The sequence below is a fragment of the Actinophytocola sp. genome, from assembly GCF_050699915.1.
Classification (GTDB): domain Bacteria; phylum Actinomycetota; class Actinomycetes; order Mycobacteriales; family Pseudonocardiaceae; genus Actinophytocola.
In genome coordinates, this window is the sequence record NZ_JBOHGA010000128.1 from 1 (window position 1) to 17,838 (window position 17,838).

General features: G+C 72.5%; 14 protein-coding genes. 12 read left to right on the forward strand and 2 right to left on the reverse strand.

The genetic code is table 11. The features are described from left to right. The 5 genes from ACRDSK_RS21225 to ACRDSK_RS21245 all read left to right on the forward strand — a co-directional run. The coding region (locus ACRDSK_RS21225) for a hypothetical protein (RefSeq protein ID WP_431442964.1) at positions 1 to 609 on the forward strand (609 nt) is incomplete at its 5' end. Positions 610 to 615: 6 nt separating this feature from the next. After that, positions 616 to 1,260, forward strand: coding sequence for a hypothetical protein (locus ACRDSK_RS21230; protein ID WP_431442965.1), 645 nt, complete (start codon positions 616 to 618; stop codon positions 1,258 to 1,260). Between the two features lie 21 nt (positions 1,261 to 1,281). Continuing rightward, positions 1,282 to 3,393 carry a glycogen debranching protein GlgX gene (gene glgX, locus ACRDSK_RS21235; protein WP_431442966.1) on the forward strand — a complete coding sequence of 704 codons (2,112 nt, stop codon included), beginning with the start codon at positions 1,282 to 1,284 and terminating at the stop codon, positions 3,391 to 3,393. Between the two features lie 184 nt (positions 3,394 to 3,577). Then, positions 3,578 to 4,123, forward strand: coding sequence for a cysteine dioxygenase (locus tag ACRDSK_RS21240; protein WP_431442967.1), 546 nt, complete (start codon positions 3,578 to 3,580; stop codon positions 4,121 to 4,123). 28 nt (positions 4,124 to 4,151) lie between these two features. Next, the gene (locus ACRDSK_RS21245; protein WP_431442968.1) at positions 4,152 to 4,541 is read left to right on the forward strand and encodes a rhodanese-like domain-containing protein; all 390 of its coding nucleotides are present in this window, start codon (positions 4,152 to 4,154) and stop codon (positions 4,539 to 4,541) included. A 17-nt stretch (positions 4,542 to 4,558) separates the two neighbouring features. Here ACRDSK_RS21245 and ACRDSK_RS21250 read toward each other — a convergent pair whose 3' ends face one another. Beyond that, positions 4,559 to 5,176: a class I SAM-dependent methyltransferase gene (locus ACRDSK_RS21250; protein WP_431442969.1), complete on the reverse strand. Its 618-nt coding sequence runs from the start codon at positions 5,174 to 5,176 to the stop codon at positions 4,559 to 4,561. A gap of 87 nt (positions 5,177 to 5,263) precedes the next feature. Between ACRDSK_RS21250 and ACRDSK_RS21255 the strand changes: the two genes are divergently transcribed. Continuing rightward, the gene (locus ACRDSK_RS21255; RefSeq protein WP_431442970.1) at positions 5,264 to 6,415 is read left to right on the forward strand and encodes a hypothetical protein; all 1,152 of its coding nucleotides are present in this window, start codon (positions 5,264 to 5,266) and stop codon (positions 6,413 to 6,415) included. Positions 6,416 to 6,484: 69 nt separating this feature from the next. Here ACRDSK_RS21255 and glgP read toward each other — a convergent pair whose 3' ends face one another. Next, on the reverse strand, positions 6,485 to 9,034 hold the full coding sequence (gene glgP, locus ACRDSK_RS21260) for an alpha-glucan family phosphorylase (protein ID WP_431442971.1): 2,550 nt from the start codon (positions 9,032 to 9,034) through the stop codon (positions 6,485 to 6,487). A 136-nt stretch (positions 9,035 to 9,170) separates the two neighbouring features. On the opposite strand from glgP, the gene ACRDSK_RS21265 reads away from it, so the two are divergent. The 6 genes from ACRDSK_RS21265 to ACRDSK_RS21290 form a co-directional block, all read left to right on the forward strand. Continuing rightward, the gene (locus tag ACRDSK_RS21265; RefSeq protein WP_431442972.1) at positions 9,171 to 11,138 is read left to right on the forward strand and encodes an alpha-1,4-glucan--maltose-1-phosphate maltosyltransferase; all 1,968 of its coding nucleotides are present in this window, start codon (positions 9,171 to 9,173) and stop codon (positions 11,136 to 11,138) included. Positions 11,139 to 11,305: 167 nt separating this feature from the next. Continuing rightward, a complete protein-coding gene (treS, locus tag ACRDSK_RS21270; protein WP_431442973.1) occupies positions 11,306 to 13,144 on the forward strand; it encodes a maltose alpha-D-glucosyltransferase in 1,839 nt (612 codons plus the stop codon). Beyond that, the gene (locus ACRDSK_RS21275; RefSeq protein ID WP_431442974.1) at positions 13,141 to 14,466 is read left to right on the forward strand and encodes a maltokinase N-terminal cap-like domain-containing protein; all 1,326 of its coding nucleotides are present in this window, start codon (positions 13,141 to 13,143) and stop codon (positions 14,464 to 14,466) included. Before treS ends, ACRDSK_RS21275 begins: the two co-directional genes overlap by 4 nt. A gap of 57 nt (positions 14,467 to 14,523) precedes the next feature. Next, on the forward strand, positions 14,524 to 14,955 hold the full coding sequence (locus ACRDSK_RS21280; protein WP_431442975.1) for a CBS domain-containing protein: 432 nt from the start codon (positions 14,524 to 14,526) through the stop codon (positions 14,953 to 14,955). A 47-nt stretch (positions 14,956 to 15,002) separates the two neighbouring features. Continuing rightward, positions 15,003 to 17,210 (forward strand): 1,4-alpha-glucan branching protein GlgB, encoded by a 2,208-nt coding sequence (gene glgB, locus ACRDSK_RS21285; RefSeq protein WP_431442976.1) that lies wholly within the window; start codon positions 15,003 to 15,005, stop codon positions 17,208 to 17,210. 12 nt (positions 17,211 to 17,222) lie between these two features. Next, positions 17,223 to 17,838, forward strand: a 616-nt coding sequence (locus ACRDSK_RS21290) for an MFS transporter (RefSeq protein WP_431442977.1), incomplete at its 3' end; no start/stop codon positions are given.

Below are 17,838 nucleotides of genomic sequence, written 5' to 3' on the forward strand. Positions count from 1 at the left end.
GCGCTCACCGGCGTCGGCGCGCCCGCCGCGGCGGTGCTCGGCACGGTCGCGGCCGGGACCGCGGGCGTGGCAGCGCTGTCCGGCATCGGCCAGCGCGTCGCCGGCTCGCGCAACGCGCCGAGCAACCTCTCGCTCGCGCTGACCGTGGTCCCCGGCCGCACCTTCACCTCGGCCGCGGTCGCCGGGGCCAAGGGGCTCGCCACGCCGGTGCTGCGCTCGTCCCGCCTGGCCCAGGGAGCGAAGGGCGTCGGTACCGGCGCCAAGGACGGGTTCACGACCGGCGGGCTGCCGAAGCTCGCCCAGGACGTCTACGAGACCGGCAAGTACGCGCGCCAGACCGGCTCGCTGCGGGACGGCCTCAAGCTCAAGGCCGCGACCGACGGCACCGCGTCCGTGCTCAAGGGCGACGCGAAGCTCGCCGGCGAGGCCTACGGCAACGCCGTCGACGCCACCGTGCGGACGCTCGAGGCCAGCGGCAGCTCGCTGTCCGCGGCGGACAAGCGCGAGCTCGAAGCCCTCAAGCTGCTCACCAACCCCCGCGGCGACGCGGCCGAGAACGCCGTGGTCAACGTCGTGCGCGACGAGCTGAACGAACGAAACAAGAAGTAGGCCCCGATGCGCCTCGCCATCCCGGACACGGTCCGCCGGATCCCGATCGACGACCCGCCGCGAGCGATCAAGGAGTTCGCCGCGATCCTCGGCGCGGTGCGTGACCTGCCCGCGTCCTCGGCGGACCTGGAGCCGGTCGCGGCCGAGGCGGTGGAGACCGCGCTGCGCGAGGGCGCGTTCCTGATGGCCGTGGTCACCCCGCCGGACGCGGCGCCGGCCGTGCTCACCGGCGTGGTGATCGAGGTGCCGCCGAGCTGGGACACGGACACCGCGGAGTCGCTGCGCGACGCGATGGAGGACGTCGGCGGGCCCGACGTGCGGGAGACCGTGGCGCTGGAGACCGGGCTCGGCATGGCGGTCATGGCGCAGCGGGTGCCGGGCGTGGAGCAGGCGCGCGAGCGGCGGGCGCTGACCGTCCAGCTGCAGGCGTTCATCCCCGAGCCGGGGTCGGGCCGGATGCTGCTGCTGACCCTGGCCTGCCCGTCCACCCACGGCTGGTCGGCGCACCAGGAGCTGTTCGCGCGGCTGGTCGTGTCGGCCCGGGGCGACGACGCGGTCGACGAGGAGCCCGAGTCCACTCCGGAACCGGTCCGGCGGCGGCCGGCACCGGTCGAGGAGGACTCCTTCGAGGCGCACACGTACCAGCTCTGAACGCCGGGGTTAGATGGACGAATGTCCGCGCTCCACGTGCTCCCCGGCCACCCGTTCCCGCTCGGCGCTCATCCCGAGGCGGGCGGGGTGCGCTTCGCGGTGGCCTCGTCCATCGCGGACGCCGTCGACCTGTGCCTCATCGCCGAGGACGGCACCGAGCACCGCATCGGGCTGACCGAGCGCACGTTCGGCATCTGGCACGGCCTGGTCCCCGGCGTCACCCCTGGTCAGCGCTACGGCTACCGGGTGCACGGCCCGTACGACCCGGCCCGCGGACTGCGCTGCAACCCGGCGAAGCTGCTGGTCGACCCGCACGCCCGGCGGATCACCGGCCGGGTCACCGACCTGGACGCCACGCTCGGCTACCGCACCGACCCGATGACCGGCCGCCCGTCGCACGTGGACTCGCTGGGCCACGTGCCGCTGTCCGTGGTCACCTCCCCCGGCGGCCCGGACACCGGCGCCAAGCCGGACACGCCTTTCGAGGAGACGGTGATCTACGAGCTGCACGTGCGCGGCTTCACCCGCCGGCACCCGGACGTCCCGGCGCACCAGCGCGGCACCTACCTTGGCCTCACCCATCCCGCGGTCATCGACCACCTGGTGCGGCTCGGCGTGACCGCCGTCGAGCTGATGCCGGTCCACTCGTTCGTCGACGAGCCGCCGCTGCTGTCGTCGGGCCGGCACAACTACTGGGGCTACGCCACGCTCGGCTTTCTCGCCCCGCACGAGGGCTACGCGAGCGAGCCGGGCCGGGAGACCGCCGAGTTCGCGACGATGGTGGCGGCACTGCACGCGGCCGGCATCGAGGTCCTCCTCGACGTGGTGTTCAACCACACCGGCGAGGGCAGCGTGACCGGCCCGACGCTGTCCATGCGCGGGCTCGACGCGCCCAACTACTACGTGCTCGACCGCGACGGGTCCGATGTGGACATCACCGGCTGCGGCAACACGCTGGACCCGGGCTCCCCCACCGTCGTGCGGCTGGTCACCGACTCGATGCGCTACTTCGCCACCGAGCTCGGCGTTGACGGGTTCCGGCTGGACCTCGCGAGCGCGCTCGGCCGCCCGCACGGCGGCCGGTTCGACCCGAACTCCCCGCTGCTGACCGCGATCACCACCGACCCGGTGCTGGCCCGCTGCAAGCTCATCGCCGAGCCGTGGGACGCCACCGGTGACGGCTACCGGGTCGGTGGCTTCGCTCCACAGTGGACGGAGTGGAACGGCCGGTTCCGGGACGGCGTGCGGGACTTCTGGCGTGGCCGGGTCGGCGTGCGCGACCTCGCCTACCGGCTGTCCGGCTCGGAGGACCTGTACGCGTTCAACACCCGCAGGCCCTGGGCGTCGATCAACTTCGTCACCGCGCACGACGGGTTCACGTTGCGGGACCTGGTGTCCTACGACCAGAAGCACAACACCGCCAACGGCGAGGACAACCGGGACGGCACGGACGACAACCGGTCGTGGAACTGCGGCGCGGAGGGCGAGACCGCCGATCCGGCGGTGCTGGCGCTGCGCGACCGGCAGGCCCGCAACCTGCTCGCCACGCTGCTGCTGTCCACCGGCACGCCCATGCTGTGCGCGGGCGACGAGCTGTGGCGCAGCCAGGGCGGCAACAACAACCCCTACTGTCTCGACGACGAGACGTCCTGGGTGGACTGGACGCCGACCGACCGGGCCGCGGACATGCTCGCGTTCGCCCGCAAGGTGATCGCGTTGCGGGCCGGCTCGCCCGCGCTGCGCCAGCCGGAGTTCTTCGACGGCCGGCCGTCCACCACCGGCCGGCCGGACCTGGTGTGGCTCGCACCCGACGGCACGCCGATGACCGGCTCGGACTGGTTCGACGAGGACCGCCGCACCCTCGGCGTGTGGATGGACGGCTCGACCTCGCTGTCCCGCGACCGCGACGGCGAGCTCGTGCCGGACGACTCGTGGCTGCTGCTCCTGCACGCGGGCGACGAGCCGGTCGAGGTGCGGCTGCCCGCCGGCGAGTTCGGCGAGAAGTTCGTCCCGGTGCTGGACACCGGAGTCCGCCGCGGCACGCCGGCGGCCGAGGCCGCGCTGCCGCCCCGTACCACGCTGCGCATGCCGGCGCGGACACTTCTCGTGTTCCGCACGCCGCGGACCGCCTGACGTACCACCACGTGGGACGGTTGGCCTCGGGCCGGCCGGACGTGTGATGCTCCACGCCGTGTTCCGGTCGCTGTACTGCTGGCGCGACCGCACGGTGGACCTGCTGCTCGTGGCCTCCTGCGGCTGTACCGCCGCGCGCTGACCAGGCCCCGTCCGCACGTCCTTCCGGAGCAACCCCTTGTCCATGTTGACCCGTGACCTCGTCCTGCCCCGCCTCGCCGGCCTCGTCCGACCGCGAAGTCCACAGTGGACTCCAGAGCAGCTGCGCAACCTGGTGACCCGGGTCGCCGACGGCCACTCGGGCACGCTGCTCGACCTCGTGCGCTTCGCGAGCCCGACGCGCTGGTGGGCACGGCTGGCGCTGACCGAGGAGGTCGAGCTGTGGCTGCTGTCGTGGCTGCCCGGCCAGCGCACCGAGCCGCACGACCACGGCGGCGCGTCCGGCGCGTTCACGGTGGTGCTGGGTGAGCTGTCGGAGACCTACCGGTACCCCCGCGGGCCGGTGGGGCACCGCGTCCACGCCGCCGGCTCGGCCATCGGCTTCGGCGCGGGCCGGGCACACCAGGTGTGGAACACCGGCCTGGCGAAGTCGGCCACCGTGCACGCCTACTCGCCGCCGCTGGTGCCGACCCGCGAGTACGCGAGCCTGCACGACATCCCGGACGAGATCCCGCCACTGCCGCCGAGGCGGTCGCTGGCCGAGCTGAGCAAGGAGCCGGTCGAGCCGTGAGCCGGTGCGAACGATTGGACACTGTGCCGTGAGTGCCGTCGACGAGATGCTGTCCGCCGCCCGAGCCACCCTGACGCGGCTCACGCCTGCCGAGGCGGCGGCGCTCGACGACGTGCTGTTCGTCGACATCCGGCCCGCGCACGACCGGGACGCCGAGGGCGAGATCCCGGGCTCGCTGCCGATCGAGCGGATCGTGCTGGAGTGGCGCCTCGACCCGCACGGCGCCCACCGCATCGCCGAGGTCGCCGAGGACACCCGGGTCGTCGTGTTGTGCAACGAGAGCTACTCGTCGAGCCTCGCGGCCCGCGACCTGCAGGCGTTGGGACTGCCCCGAGCCACGGACCTGGTCGGCGGCTTCCGCGCGTGGGCGGCCGCCGGCCTGCCGGTCCGGGATGGCCCGACGCCGGCGATCACCTGACGGTCACTCGATACCGCTCAGCGCGGCCGCCTGGCCACGAAGAGGACGGCGCCGCCGGTGCCCTCCGCCAGGAACGTCTCCCGCTCGATGGTGAGGCCGGTGGCGGTGAGCCAGCGGCGGTTCGTCGCCGCGTCGGCGTGGCTCCACCACATCGGGGTGTCGCCGCCGAGCCAGCCGGCGTCCGTGCCCGTCCACGCGTCGTGGCCCATCGTCGCCGCGAAGAGGCCGCCCGGGCGCAGCCAGCCGGCGATTCGGTGCAGCAGCGACTGCTGCTCGCCGAGCGGGACGTGGATGATCGAGTAGAACGCCAGCACCGCGTCCAGCGAGGCCGGCGAGAAGCGCACCGCCGTCAGGTCGCACTGCAGGAACGTCGCGGCCGGGACGAGCCGGCGGGCGCGGCACACCTGCATCGCGCTGAAGTCCACGCCCGTCACCCGGTGGCCGGCCGCGACCAGGTCCCGCGCCACCGGCACGCCGCTGCCACACCCCAGGTCGACGACGGCCGCCGCCGCGGGCAGCCCGGCGATCAGCGAAGCCAGCCACGGGCGGTACTTCGTCGACGCGCCGTAGGTCTCGTCGTAGCGCACCGACAGGGCGTCGTAACCGCGGCGGACCACGGCCTTCGGGTCGTCCACACCGCGCACGTTAGCCGGCAGCGCCGCCCTTTCCGCTGCCCGGGCGGGCAGGGGAACCGGGACGGCGCCGCGTAACGTCTGCTGATCGTGAGGATCCTTCGCCTGCTGGTCACGCCCGGGGCGCTCGCCGCGCTCGTCGCGGTCGCCGCGATCGTCGTCGTCGAGTGGTCGCCCGGCCGGATCGCGGTGGGGCTCGCGGGCGCGGTCGTGGGGCTGCTCGCGATCCTGGCCGCCAGCCAGCTCGGGCTGCTCGCGAGCGTGCCGCTGGCCGGCATGCGGGTGCAGCGGGTCGTCGTCGGCGTCGGGCCGCGGCTCGCCGACTGGAGCCGGCCCAGCCGCAGCGTCGTGCTGCGCGCCGTCCCGGTCATCCTGGCCGTCAACGTGCGGGCCGCGAAGGCGCCGGTGCGCCGGCGGATGTGGTGGTCCGCCCTGTGCTCGGTGCTGGCCGAGCTCGCGGTCGTCGTGCTGGCCGCCGCGTGGGCGATCGAGGGCGGCGCGTTCGCGCACGGGTTCGCCGTCGCGTGCGTGGCCGAGCTCGTGCACGCGCTGCTCCCCCAGCGCTCGACCGTCGCGACCTCGACGGGCTGGCTGCTGTTCCGGCTGCCCTGGGTCGGCCCGGAGGAGGCCCGCCAGCTGGAGGCCGCGCCGCTGGCCGGCGAGGCGATCGAGGCGGCCCACCGCGGTGACCTGGCCGCCGCGGAGCAGCTGGCGGCGCGGCTGCGCGACGACTACCCCGACGTCCGGCCGGCGCTCGCCGCACGCGTCTTCGTGCTCGAGGCCCAGGGCCGGTACGCGGAGGCGATGATCCTGGCGGTCAAGCTCGCCGCCGACGCGCGCCAGGAGCCGGACGAGGCGGCCGGCTCGTTCGCCGCGCTGGCCGGGCTCGCGTGCGCCACCGTCGAGGCCGGGCAGCTGGACGCGACGCTCGGGCTGTCGACCGCGAACACCGCGCTGGAGAACGCCGCCACGCTCGGGTATCCGAGCTACAAGCTGAACGGCGTGCGGGCCCTGCACGCGCTGCTGCGCGGCGACGCCGACGAGGCCATCGCACTCGCCACCCGCGCCGCCGGCGCCGGCGACAACCTCCTCGTCCGCGCGGACGACCTCGCCACGCTCGCCCGAGCCCACATGGCCTCCGGCGACAACCAGGCCGCCCGCCAGGTGATCACCGAGGCGGAGAAGCTCGCCTCCTGGTGGCCGCGGGTCGCCGGCACCCGCAGCCGCCTGGAAGTCGGTTAGGTCCACTGCCTGGAAGGACGCCTTCCAGACGCTGAACGCCCTGATGGGGTCCTTCCAGGCATCGCCGGGCTAGCCCGGCACCACGACCCGGCCCAGCTCGACCGGGCTGGCCAGCAGCTCGTGGTTGGGCAGCACGCGGGCCGTCGCGCCGAGGGTTCCCGCGTGCGGCAGCGGAATCTCCGCCACGTAGGTCCCGCCCTCGCCGGGCCGCATCGGGGCGGTGACCACGTCGTACAGCTCGTCGCTGTCGGCCACCCGGCCCACGACGACCTGGACCTGCACGTCCGACGGCGCGAGCCCGGCGAGATCGACGAACGCCGTCACCCGCACCCGCTCGCCCAGCACCGGGGTGCGCCGACCGTCCGGGTCCAGGCTCAGCTCGCAGTCGATGACCCGCACGCTCGTCCAGGCCGCGGCCAGCCGGTCGCGGTACTCGGCGAGCGCCCGCGACGCGCGGAAGTCGTCCGCGCGCGCCAGCTCCACCGCGGTGGCGGCCGGCTTGTACTGCGACTCCACGTACTCGCGGACCATCCGCGACGCCTGCACCTTCGGCCCGAGCGAGCGCAGCGTGTGCCGCACCATCGCGAGCCACTGCGCCGGGACACCCTCGCCGCCGCGGTCGTAGAACAGCGACGCCGCCTGACCACCGAGCAGCTCGTACAGCGCCGCCGCCTCGAGGTCGTCACGGCGCAGCGGGTCGGACACGCCGTCGGCGGTCGGGATGGCCCAGCCGTTGCTGCCGTCGTAGAGCTCGTCCCACCAACCGTCGCGAATGGACAGGTTGAGCCCGCCGTTGAGCGCCGACTTCATGCCGGACGTGCCGCACGCCTCCAGCGGCCGGGTCGGGTTGTTCAGCCACACGTCGCAGCCCCAGTACAGATAGCGGGCCATCGACATGTCGTAGTCGGGCAGGAACACGATCCGGTGGCGGACGTCGTGCTCGTCCGCGAACCGCACCACCTGCTGGATCAGCGCCTTGCCGCCGTCGTCGGCCGGGTGCGACTTGCCGGCCACGACCAGCTGTACCGGCCGCTCGGGGTGCAGCAGCAGCGCGCGCAGCCGGTCGTGGTCGCGCAGCATCAGCGTGAGCCGCTTGTAGGTCGGCACGCGCCGGGCGAAGCCGACGGTCAGCACGTCCGGGTCGAACACCGTGTCGGTCCAGGCCAGCTCCAGCGGCGACGCGCCGCGCTGCAGCCACGCCTCGCGCACCCGCCGCCGGACCTCGGCCACGAGCCGGCGGCGCAGCGTGCAGCGCAGGTTCCACAGGTCGACATCGGACACCGAGTCGAGGCGGTCGCCCACGAGGTCGGTCATGTCGCGGGCCGTCCACGTCGGACCGTGCACGCCGTTGGTGACCGAGGTGATCGGGACCTCGTCGGTGTCGAACCCGGACCACAGGCCGCCGAACATCTGCCGGCTGACCTCGCCGTGCAGCTTGGAGACCCCGTTGGCGCGCTGCGCGAGCCGCAGACCCATGTGCGCCATGTTGAACATGCCGGCGTTCTCCTCGGCGCCCAGCGCGAGGATCCGGCGGAAGTCCACGTCGGGCAGCAGCGCGCCGTCGCCGAAGTAGTGCTGGACGAGGTCGACCGGGAACCGGTCGATGCCGGCCGGGACGGGCGTGTGCGTGGTGAACACGGTCCCCGCGCGCACCGCGGACAGCGCCTCGTCGAACGACAGGTGCTGACCGGACATCAGCTCGCGCAGCCGCTCCAGGCCGAGGAAGCCGGCGTGGCCCTCGTTGGTGTGGAACACCTCCGGCTGCGAGTGGCCGGTGAGCTCGCAGTACGTCCGCACCGCGCGCACGCCGCCGACGCCGGCCAGGATCTCCTGGCGGATGCGGTGGTTCTGGTCGCCGCCGTAGAGCCGGTCGGTGACCCCGCGCAGGTCCTCGTCGTTGCCGTCCACGTCGGAGTCGAGCAGCAGCAACGGCACCCGGCCGACCTGCGCCCTCCAGATCCGGGCGCGCAGCACCCGGCCGCCGGGCATCGCCACGTGCACCAGGATCGGCGCGCCCGACGGCTCCACCAGCGGCTCGAGCGGCAGCCCGTTCGGGTCGATCACCGGGTAGTGCTCGACCTGCCAGCCGTCCAGCGAAAGCGACTGGCGGAAGTAGCCGGAGCGGTAGAGCAGGCCGACGCCGATCAGCGGCACGCCCAGGTCGGAGGCCGCCTTGAGGTGGTCGCCGGCCAGCACGCCGAGGCCGCCGGAGTAGTTCGGCAGCGCCTCGGTGACGCCGAACTCCATCGAGAAGTAGGCGATCGAGTCGGGCATCCGGTCGAACCGGCCGTTGCCCTCCGGGCCGTGGCCGGCGAGCTCCCCGCGGCGGTGCTGGTACCAGCGGTCCTCGGTCAGGTACCGCCTCAGGTCCTCGGACAGCCCGGCCAGGCTCGCGAGGAACTCCTCGTCGGTGGCCAGCTCCTCGAGCCGGTGCGCGGGCACCTCGGCGAGCAGCCGCAGTGGGTTGCCGAGCCGGTCCCAGATGTCGGACTCGATCGCGGCGAACAGGTCCTGGGTCGGCGGATGCCAGGTCCACCGGAGGTTCGTGGCGAGCGTGCCCAGCTCGGCCAGCGCCTCGGGCAACCCGGCACGCACGGTAAAGCGACGTACTGCTTTCACGACGACCGACCCTATCTGGCGACCATTACGGAAATTCAAGGCGGCGGTCGTGTGTGAACCGACCGGACCGGGCAGACTTCATGTGGTGGGGGACGATCTTCGGAATTTGCATGCCTGTGCAGGGAGGGTTTGACCGGTGAGTGGTCGGCTGGGCATCGACGACGTGTCCCCCTTGGTCAGCTGTGGCCGCTATCCGGCGAAGGCCGTCGTCGGGGAGTACATCCCCGTGCAGGCGACCGTCTGGCGGGAGGGCCACGACGCGGTCGCCGCGACCGTCGTGTGGCGCGGCCCGCACGACGACGCCGAGCGCCAGACCCGGATGACCTGCGACGACCCGAACACCGACCACTGGGCGGCCGGGATCACGCCGGACACGGCCGGCATGTGGACCTACCGGGTGGACGCGTGGAGCGACCCGTGGACCACCTGGCGGCACACGGTCGAGGTCAAGGTCGGCGCCGCCCAGGGTGCCGACGAGCTGGCCAACGACCTGGAGTCCGGCGCGCTGCTGCTGGACCGCGCCGCCCGGCGGTTCCCGCACAACGGCGAGAAACGCCTGCTCGTCGCCGCGGCGGGCGCCTTGCGGAACACCGGCCTGCCGCTGCCCGCGCGCATCGCCGAGGCGCTGTCCGAGCCGATCCAGAAGTACATGCTCGACAACCCGATCCGCGACCTCGTCACCCGCGGCCGCAAGTACCAGCTGTGGGTCGACCGGCCGCGTGCGCTCTACAGCTCCTGGTACGAGCTGTTCCCGCGCTCGACCGGTGGCGTCGACGAGTCGGGCAAGCCGCTGCACGGCAACTTCGAGACGGCCGCGAAATCACTCGACCGCGTCGCCGCGATGGGCTTCGACGTGGTCTATCTCCCGCCGATCCACCCGATCGGCGAGGTGAACCGCAAGGGCCCGAACAACAGTGTCATCTCCGTGCCCGAGGATGTCGGCTCGACCTGGGCCATCGGCTCGGCCGAGGGCGGGCACGACGCGATCCACCCCGCGCTGGGCACGCTGCTCGACTTCGAGCGGTTCGTCGCACGGGCCCACGAGCTCGGCATGGAGGTCGCGCTCGACCTCGCGCTGCAGTGCGCGCCCGACCATCCGTGGGTGACCGCGCACCCGGAGTGGTTCAAGATCCGTCCGGATGGGACGGTCGCCTACGCTGAGAACCCGCCGAAGAAGTACCAGGACATCTACCCGGTCAACTTCGACACCGACCCGGAGGGCATCTACGCCGAGGTGCTGCGGGTGGTGCTGCACTGGGTGCGCAACGGGGTGCGGATCTTCCGGGTGGACAACCCGCACACGAAGCCGGCGAACTTCTGGCACTGGCTGATCCACCAGGTGAAGGCCGTCGAGCCGGACGTGCTGTTCCTGTCCGAGGCGTTCACCCGGCGGGCCCGGCTCTACGGGCTGGCGCGGCTGGGCTTCACGCAGTCCTACACGTACTTCACCTGGCGCACGCACAAGCACGAGCTGACCGAGTTCGGCAACGAGATCGTCGCGCACGCGGACGAGGCGCGGCCGAACCTGTTCGTGAACACGCCGGACATCCTGCACGCGTCGCTGCAGTACGGCGGGCCGGCCATGTTCGCGATCCGCGCGGTGCTGGCGGCGACGTTCTCGCCGACGTGGGGCGTGTACTCCGGGTTCGAGCTCTTCGAGCACGAGGCGGTGCGCGAGGGCAGCGAGGAGTACCTGAACTCCGAGAAGTACGAGCTGCGCCCGCGCGACTTCGCCGAGGCACTGGCCGACGGCCGGTCGCTGGAACCGTGGCTGGCCCGGCTCAACGCGATCCGAGCCGCGCACCCGGCGCTGCAGCAGCTGCGCACGCTGCGCTTCCACCATGTCGAGAACGACGCGCTGCTCGCGTACTCGAAGACCGACGCGACCGGCAAGGACGCGGTCATCGTCGTGGTCAACCTGGATGCCTTCAGCGCGCAGGAGGGCACCGTGTGGCTCGACCTGCCGACGCTGGGACTCGACTGGGGCGCCCGGTTCGCCGTGCGCGACGAGGTGACCGGGCAGACGTGGGACTGGGGTCAGGCCAACTTCGTCCGTCTCACCCCGACCGACGCGGTGGCCCACGTGTTGACCGTGATCCGCTGACCGATCCACTGAGGACAGTCCGATAACCCCTGGTCGGGCGCTCTCTTGTGCGGGATCGGGTGACAGCGGTAACCATGGAGGAGAACGCCGGGACCGACCTGGCACCATGATCGCCACACACGGCAACGACGCCGTGTGGTGAGTCGAGTTAGGTGAGGGTGCGGGGAATGACGGAAACGCCCGAGACGACACGTCCGGACGCCAACCTCGGACTGGACGGCGTGCCGCACACGGGTGAGGCACTCATCTCCGACGGCCACCTCGTCGAGCCGCAGGCCGACGCGTTCGCCCACGCGCGGTCCGCGCCGACGTCCCCGCACTGGTACAAGACCGCGGTCTTCTACGAGGTGCTCGTCCGCGCCTTCAACGACTTCACCAACGACGGCACCGGCGACCTGCGCGGCCTCGCCGACAAGCTCGACTACCTGCAGTGGCTCGGCGTCGACTGCCTCTGGCTGCCGCCGTTCTACGCCTCCCCGCTGCGCGACGGCGGCTACGACATCTCCGACTTCCGCGCGGTGCTCCCGGAGTTCGGCACCGTCGAGGACTTCGTGCACCTGCTCGACCAGGCCCACCGCCGCGGCATCCGGGTCATCACCGACCTGGTGCTCAACCACACCTCCGACCAGCACCCCTGGTTCCAGGAGTCGCGCCAGCACCCGGACGGCCCGTACGGCGACTACTACGTGTGGTCGGACACCGACGACGGCTACCCGGGCGCGCGGATCATCTTCGTCGACACCGAGTCCTCCAACTGGACCTACGACCCGGTGCGGGGGCAGTTCTACTGGCACCGCTTCTTCACCCACCAGCCCGACCTCAACTTCGAGAACCCCGAGGTCGGCGACGCGATGATCGACGTGCTGCGGTTCTGGCTGGACCTCGGCATCGACGGCTTCCGCCTCGACGCGGTGCCCTACCTCTTCGAGGAGGAGGGCACCAACTGCGAGAACCTGCCGCGCACCCACGAGTTCCTCAAGCGCTGCCGCAAGGTCGTCGACGACGAGTTCCCGGACCGGGTGCTGCTCGCCGAGGCCAACCAGTGGCCCGCGGACGTCGTCGCGTACTTCGGCGACGCGGACAGCGGCGGGGACGAGTGCCACATGGCGTTCCACTTCCCGCTCATGCCGCGCATCTTCATGGCCGTGCGCCGGGAGTCGCGGTTCCCGATCTCGGAGATCCTCGCCCAGACGCCGCCGATCCCGTCCGGCGCGCAGTGGGGGATCTTCCTGCGCAACCACGACGAGCTGACCCTCGAGATGGTCACCGACGACGAGCGCGACTACATGTACGCGGAGTACGCAAAAGACCCGCGGATGAAGGCGAACATCGGCATCCGCCGCCGGCTCGCCCCGCTGCTCGACAACGACGCCAACCAGATGGAGCTGTTCACCGCGCTGCTGCTGTCGCTGCCCGGCTCCCCCGTCCTGTACTACGGCGACGAGATCGGCATGGGCGACAACATCTGGCTCGGCGACCGCGACGCCGTGCGCACCCCGATGCAGTGGTCCCCGGACCGCAACGCCGGCTTCTCCCGCTGCGACCCCGGCCGCATCTACCTGCCGGTGATCGCCGACCCGGTGTACGGCTACCAGGCGGTGAACGTCGAGTCGCAGCTCAACAACAGCTCCTCGCTGCTGCACTGGACCCGCCGCATGCTGCAGGTCCGCCGCGAGCACCCGGCCTTCGGGCTCGGCGAGTTCACCGAGCTCGGCTCGTCCAACCCGAGCGTGCTGGCCTACCTGCGGCACCTGCCGGCCGACCCGGACCACGGGGTCGAGCAGGACCTGGTGATCTGCGTGAACAACCTGTCCCGCTTCCCGCAGCCGGTCGAGCTGGACCTCTCCGAGCACAACGGCCGGGTGCCGGTCGAGCTCACCGGCGGGGTCCGCTTCCCGGCGATCGGCGAGTGGCCCTACCTGCTCACGCTGCCCGGGCACGGGTTCTACTGGTTCCAGCTCACCGCCGACACCGGCCACGGCGAAGCCGCGAGCGAGCGGCCATGATCAGCGCGGCGGACCTCGGCCCGGAGCTGGCGCCCTGGCTGGTGGAGCAGCGCTGGTTCCGGGCGAAGTCCCGCGGCGCGACGCAGGTGCGCACGCTGCACGCGACCGAGCCGGCCGACGGGCTGGTGCACCTGATGATCTCCGTCGACGGCGAGCCCTACCAGCTGCTGCTGGGCATGCGGGCCGAGGTCTCCGAGCACCTCGAGCACGCGGTGATCACCCGCGTCGACGGGCTGGCCGTCTTCGACGCGACCCAGGACCCCGAGCTGATGGGGATCCTGCTGGACCTGATCGCCGACGACGGCTCGGCCGGCGGGCTGGACTTCCGGTCCGAGCCCGGCGTCGAGATCGAGCGCGGGCTGCGGGCCCGGCCGATCGGCGTCGAGCAGAGCAACACGTCGGTGGTCTACGGCTCGCAGTACATCCTCAAGATCTACCGGCAGCCGGAGCCTGGCCCGAACCGGGACGTCGAGCTGCACCGGGCGTTACGGTCGGTCGGCGAGAAGCACATCGCCGAGCCGCTGGGTGTGATCAGCGGCGAGGTCGGCGGCGCCGGCACCGTACTCGGCTTCCTGCAGGAGTTCCTGCCGAACACCGTCGAGGGCTGGGCGACCGCCACCGCGAGCGTGCGCGACCTGCTCGCCGAGGGCGACCTGCACGCGGACGAGGTCGGCGGCGACTTCTCCGCCGAGGCGCACCGGCTCGGCACCGCGGTGGCCGAGGTGCACGCCTCGCTGGCCCGGGCCGCCGGCACCACCACGGTCGACCGGACGGTCGTCGACTCCGAGGTCGGCGCCATGCACGCCCGGCTGGACACGGTGCTGGCCGAGGTTCCCGAGCTGGCTCGGGAAGAGGCGACGCTGCGCGCGGCGTTCGACGCGGCACGCGAGCCCGCCGGGCCGCTGACGGTCCAGCAGGTGCACGGCGACCTGCACCTCGGCCAGGTGCTGCGCAGCACGGCGGGCTGGGTGCTGATCGACTTCGAGGGCGAGCCGGCCGCCGCCGCCGACCAGCGCCGCCTGCTCCGCACCCCGCTGCGAGACGTCGCCGCGATGCTGCGCTCCTTCGACTACGCCGCCTTCCACCTCCTGGCCGGCGAGGACGCCGACCGCCAGCACCTCGCGCGGGCGACCGAATGGGCCGACCGCAACCGGACGGCGTTCTGCGACGGCTACGCGGAGGTGGCCGCCGACCCGCGCGAGCAGGAGGCCCTGCTGCGGGCGCTCGAGCTGGACAAGGCGGTGTACGAGGTGCGCTACGAGCACCAGAACCGACCCGACTGGCTGGCCATCCCTCTAGCGGCGATCAAGCGCCATAGCTAGCCTCAGAAGACAGGCTCCCAACGGCGGGTGCCGTGGCCGACGGATCGGGGTGTCCAGGTGCGGATAGCGGATTTGTTGCGGCACAAGGGTTCCGAGGTCGCCTCGGTGCCACCGGGTGTCTCCGTCGCGGGGCTGCTCGAGGATCTCGCCAGGCACAACGTCGGTGCCATGGTCGTCTGTGACGAGACCGGCACGCTGGTCGGCATCGTGTCCGAGCGCGACGTGGTGCGCCGGCTCAACGAAACCGGTGCCGAGCTCCTCCACCAGCCCGTCTCGGAGATCATGACCACCGCCGTGGTCACCTGCGAGCCGACCGAGGCGGTGGACTCGATCGCCTCGATCATGACCGAGCGCCGCATCCGGCACATGCCGGTCGTCTCGGCCGGCAAGCTGGTCGGCATCGTCAGCATCGGCGACGTCGTCCGCAGCCGCATCGAGCAGCTCGAGACGGACCGCGAGCAGCTCGAGTCGTATATCGCCCAAGGCTGATCAGCCCGTTGAGCGGACGGAATCCGCCGCCGGCAGAATGAGCAGCGATGACTGACGTGAGCGCCGACTCAGGCGCGCTGCCGCCGGACGACCTGCGCCGCCTCGTCACGGGCGCGCACCACGACCCGCACTCGGTGCTGGGCGTGCACTCCGACACCCGCACGGGCGCGGTAGGCCAGGGCACACCCGTGGCCCGGGCCTACCGGCCGGGTGCGAAGTCGGTGACGCTGCTCGCCGGCGAGCACCGCCACCCGCTGGAGGAGACCGCGGACGGCGTGTTCACCGCCGTGCTGCCCGAGGCGCCCGGCGAGTACCTGTTCGAGGTGGACTACGGCGGCGACCCGGTGCTCGTCGACGACCCGTACCGGTGGCTGCCCACGCTCGGCGAGCTGGACCTGCACCTGCTGGGCGAGGGCCGCCACGAGCGGCTGTGGAACGTGCTCGGCGCGCACCTCCGTTCCTACGACACACCGACGGGCCCGATCGAGGGCACCTCGTTCGCGGTGTGGGCGCCCAGCGCCCGCGGCGTGCGGGTGTGCGGCGACTTCGACGGCTGGGACGGGCGGGCCAACCCGATGCGCTCGCTCGGCTCGTCCGGCATCTGGGAGCTGTTCCTCCCCGGGCTGCCGGCCGGCACCTGCTACAAGTTCCGCATCCTCGGCCAGGACGGCAGCTGGCAGGAGAAGGCCGACCCGATGGCGTTCGCCACCGAGGTGCCGCCGGCGACCGCCTCGAAGGTCACCGTCTCGAGTCACGAGTGGACGGACGAGGACTGGATGGCCCGCCGCGAGGCCACCGCGTGGCACTCCGCGCCGATGAGCGTCTACGAGGTGCATCTCGGCTCCTGGCGGCCGGGCCTGGGTTACCGCGAGCTCGCCGACGAGCTGGCCGACTACGTCGCCGAGCACGGCTTCACCCACGTCGAGCTGCTGCCGATCGCCGAGCACCCGTTCGGCGGCTCGTGGGGCTACCAGGTCACGTCCTACTACGCGCCGACCGCCCGCTTCGGCACGCCGGACGAGTTCCGCGCCTTCGTGGACGCGCTCCACGGCCGCGGCATCGGCGTGCTCATGGACTGGGTGCCGGCGCACTTCCCCAAGGACTCCTGGGCGCTGGCCCGTTTCGACGGAACCCCGCTGTACGAGCACGCCGACCCGCGCCGGGGCGAGCACCCGGACTGGGGCACGCTCGTGTTCGACTTCGGCCGCACCGAGGTGCGCAACTTCCTGGTGGCCAACGCGCTGTACTGGATCGAGGAGTTCCACATCGACGGGCTGCGGGTGGACGCGGTCGCCTCGATGCTCTACCTCGACTACTCGCGCGAGGAAGGCCAGTGGCTGCCGAACGTCCACGGTGGACGGGAGAACCTGGACGCGGTGCGATTCCTGCAGGAGCTGAACGCGACCGTCTACAAGCACCATCCGGGCGCGATCATGGTGGCCGAGGAGTCGACCGCCTGGCCCGGCGTCACCCGGCCGACCCATCTCGGCGGCCTGGGCTTCGGGTTCAAGTGGAACATGGGCTGGATGCACGACACGCTCAGCTATGTCGGCCACGACCCGGTGCACCGGTCCTACCACCACAACGAGGTCACGTTCTCGCTGATGTACGCGTGGAGCGAGAACTTCGTGCTGCCGCTGTCGCACGACGAGGTGGTGCACGGCAAGGGCTCGCTGTGGGAGCGGATGCCGGGCGACGACTGGAACAAGGCGGCCGGCCTGCGCGCGCTGCTCGCGTTCATGTGGGCGCACCCGGGCAAGCAGCTGTTGTTCATGGGCGGCGAGTTCGGCCAGGCGCGGGAGTGGTCGGAGGGCCGCTCGCTCGACTGGCACCTGCTCGACTCGCCGCTGCACGCCGGCTTGCAGCGCCTCGTCGGCGACCTCAACCGGCAGTACCGGGAGCACTCCGCGCTCTTCGCCGGGGACACCACGCCGGCCGGCTTCGCGTGGATCGACGCGAACGACTCGGCCAACAACGTGGCGAGCTTCCTGCGCCAGCACCCCGAGCGGCCCGGCGACGTGGTCGCCTGCGTCGCCAACTTCGCGGGCCATCCGCACCGGGACTACCGGGTCGGGCTGCCGTTCACCGGCCGCTGGCGCGAGGTGCTCAACACCGACGCGGAGACCTACGGCGGCTCGGGCTGGGGCAACATGGGCGGCGTCGACGCGACGGACGTGGCGTGGCATGGCCAGCCGGCGTCCGCGCTGTTGCAGCTGCCGCCGCAGGGCATGCTCTGGCTCGCGCCCGCGGACTGATCGCCGGCTGACTTGCGGCGCTACCGCGAGCTGCTCGGCGTGCCGGGCGTGCCGCGGCTGACGCTCGCCGTCCTGCTCAGCCGGGTCACGACCTCGATGATGAACCTGGCCGTGCTGGTCGCGGTCACCGGTTCCCACGGCTACGCCGAGGCCGGCCTGGTGATGCTGGCGTTCGCGCTGAGCAACGCGGTCGTCGGGCCGGCGCGGGGCCGGCTCGCCGACCGGCACGAACCGCGCCGGGTGCTGCTCGGGCTGCTGGCCGGGCACCTCGTGGCGTACGCCGGGCTGTTCGCCTGCCTCTCGACGACCGCGCCGATCGCCATCCTGTTCCTCGCCGCCGCGCTGCTGGGCGTGACCGTGCCGCCGGCGGGCCCGGTGGTGCGCGGCGCGTGGCCGAACCTGGTGCCGGAGAGCCGGCTGCCCACCGCGTACGCGTTCGACGCGGCACTGAACACGGCGACGTTCGTCTCCGGCCCGCTGGTCGCCGGCGGCCTGCTGCTCGTGCTGCCGGCCGCCGGTGCGCTCGCGGTCACCGGCGTGCTGAAGGCGGCGGGCGACACCATGGTCGCCCTGGCCCCCGCGATCCGCCGGCCCGCCGGACCCGCGCCGGCGCACCGCGCCCGCGGGC

Coding starts and splice junctions, on each gene's coding strand:
- ACRDSK_RS21240 (WP_431442967.1), top strand. CDS start 3,578: ATGTTGACCCGTGACCTCGTCCTGCCCCGCCTCGCCGGCCTCGTCCGA.
- treS (WP_431442973.1), top strand. CDS start 11,306: ATGACGGAAACGCCCGAGACGACACGTCCGGACGCCAACCTCGGACTG.
- glgX (WP_431442966.1), top strand. CDS start 1,282: ATGTCCGCGCTCCACGTGCTCCCCGGCCACCCGTTCCCGCTCGGCGCT.
- ACRDSK_RS21230 (WP_431442965.1), top strand. CDS start 616: ATGCGCCTCGCCATCCCGGACACGGTCCGCCGGATCCCGATCGACGAC.
- glgB (WP_431442976.1), top strand. CDS start 15,003: ATGACTGACGTGAGCGCCGACTCAGGCGCGCTGCCGCCGGACGACCTG.
- ACRDSK_RS21275 (WP_431442974.1), top strand. CDS start 13,141: ATGATCAGCGCGGCGGACCTCGGCCCGGAGCTGGCGCCCTGGCTGGTG.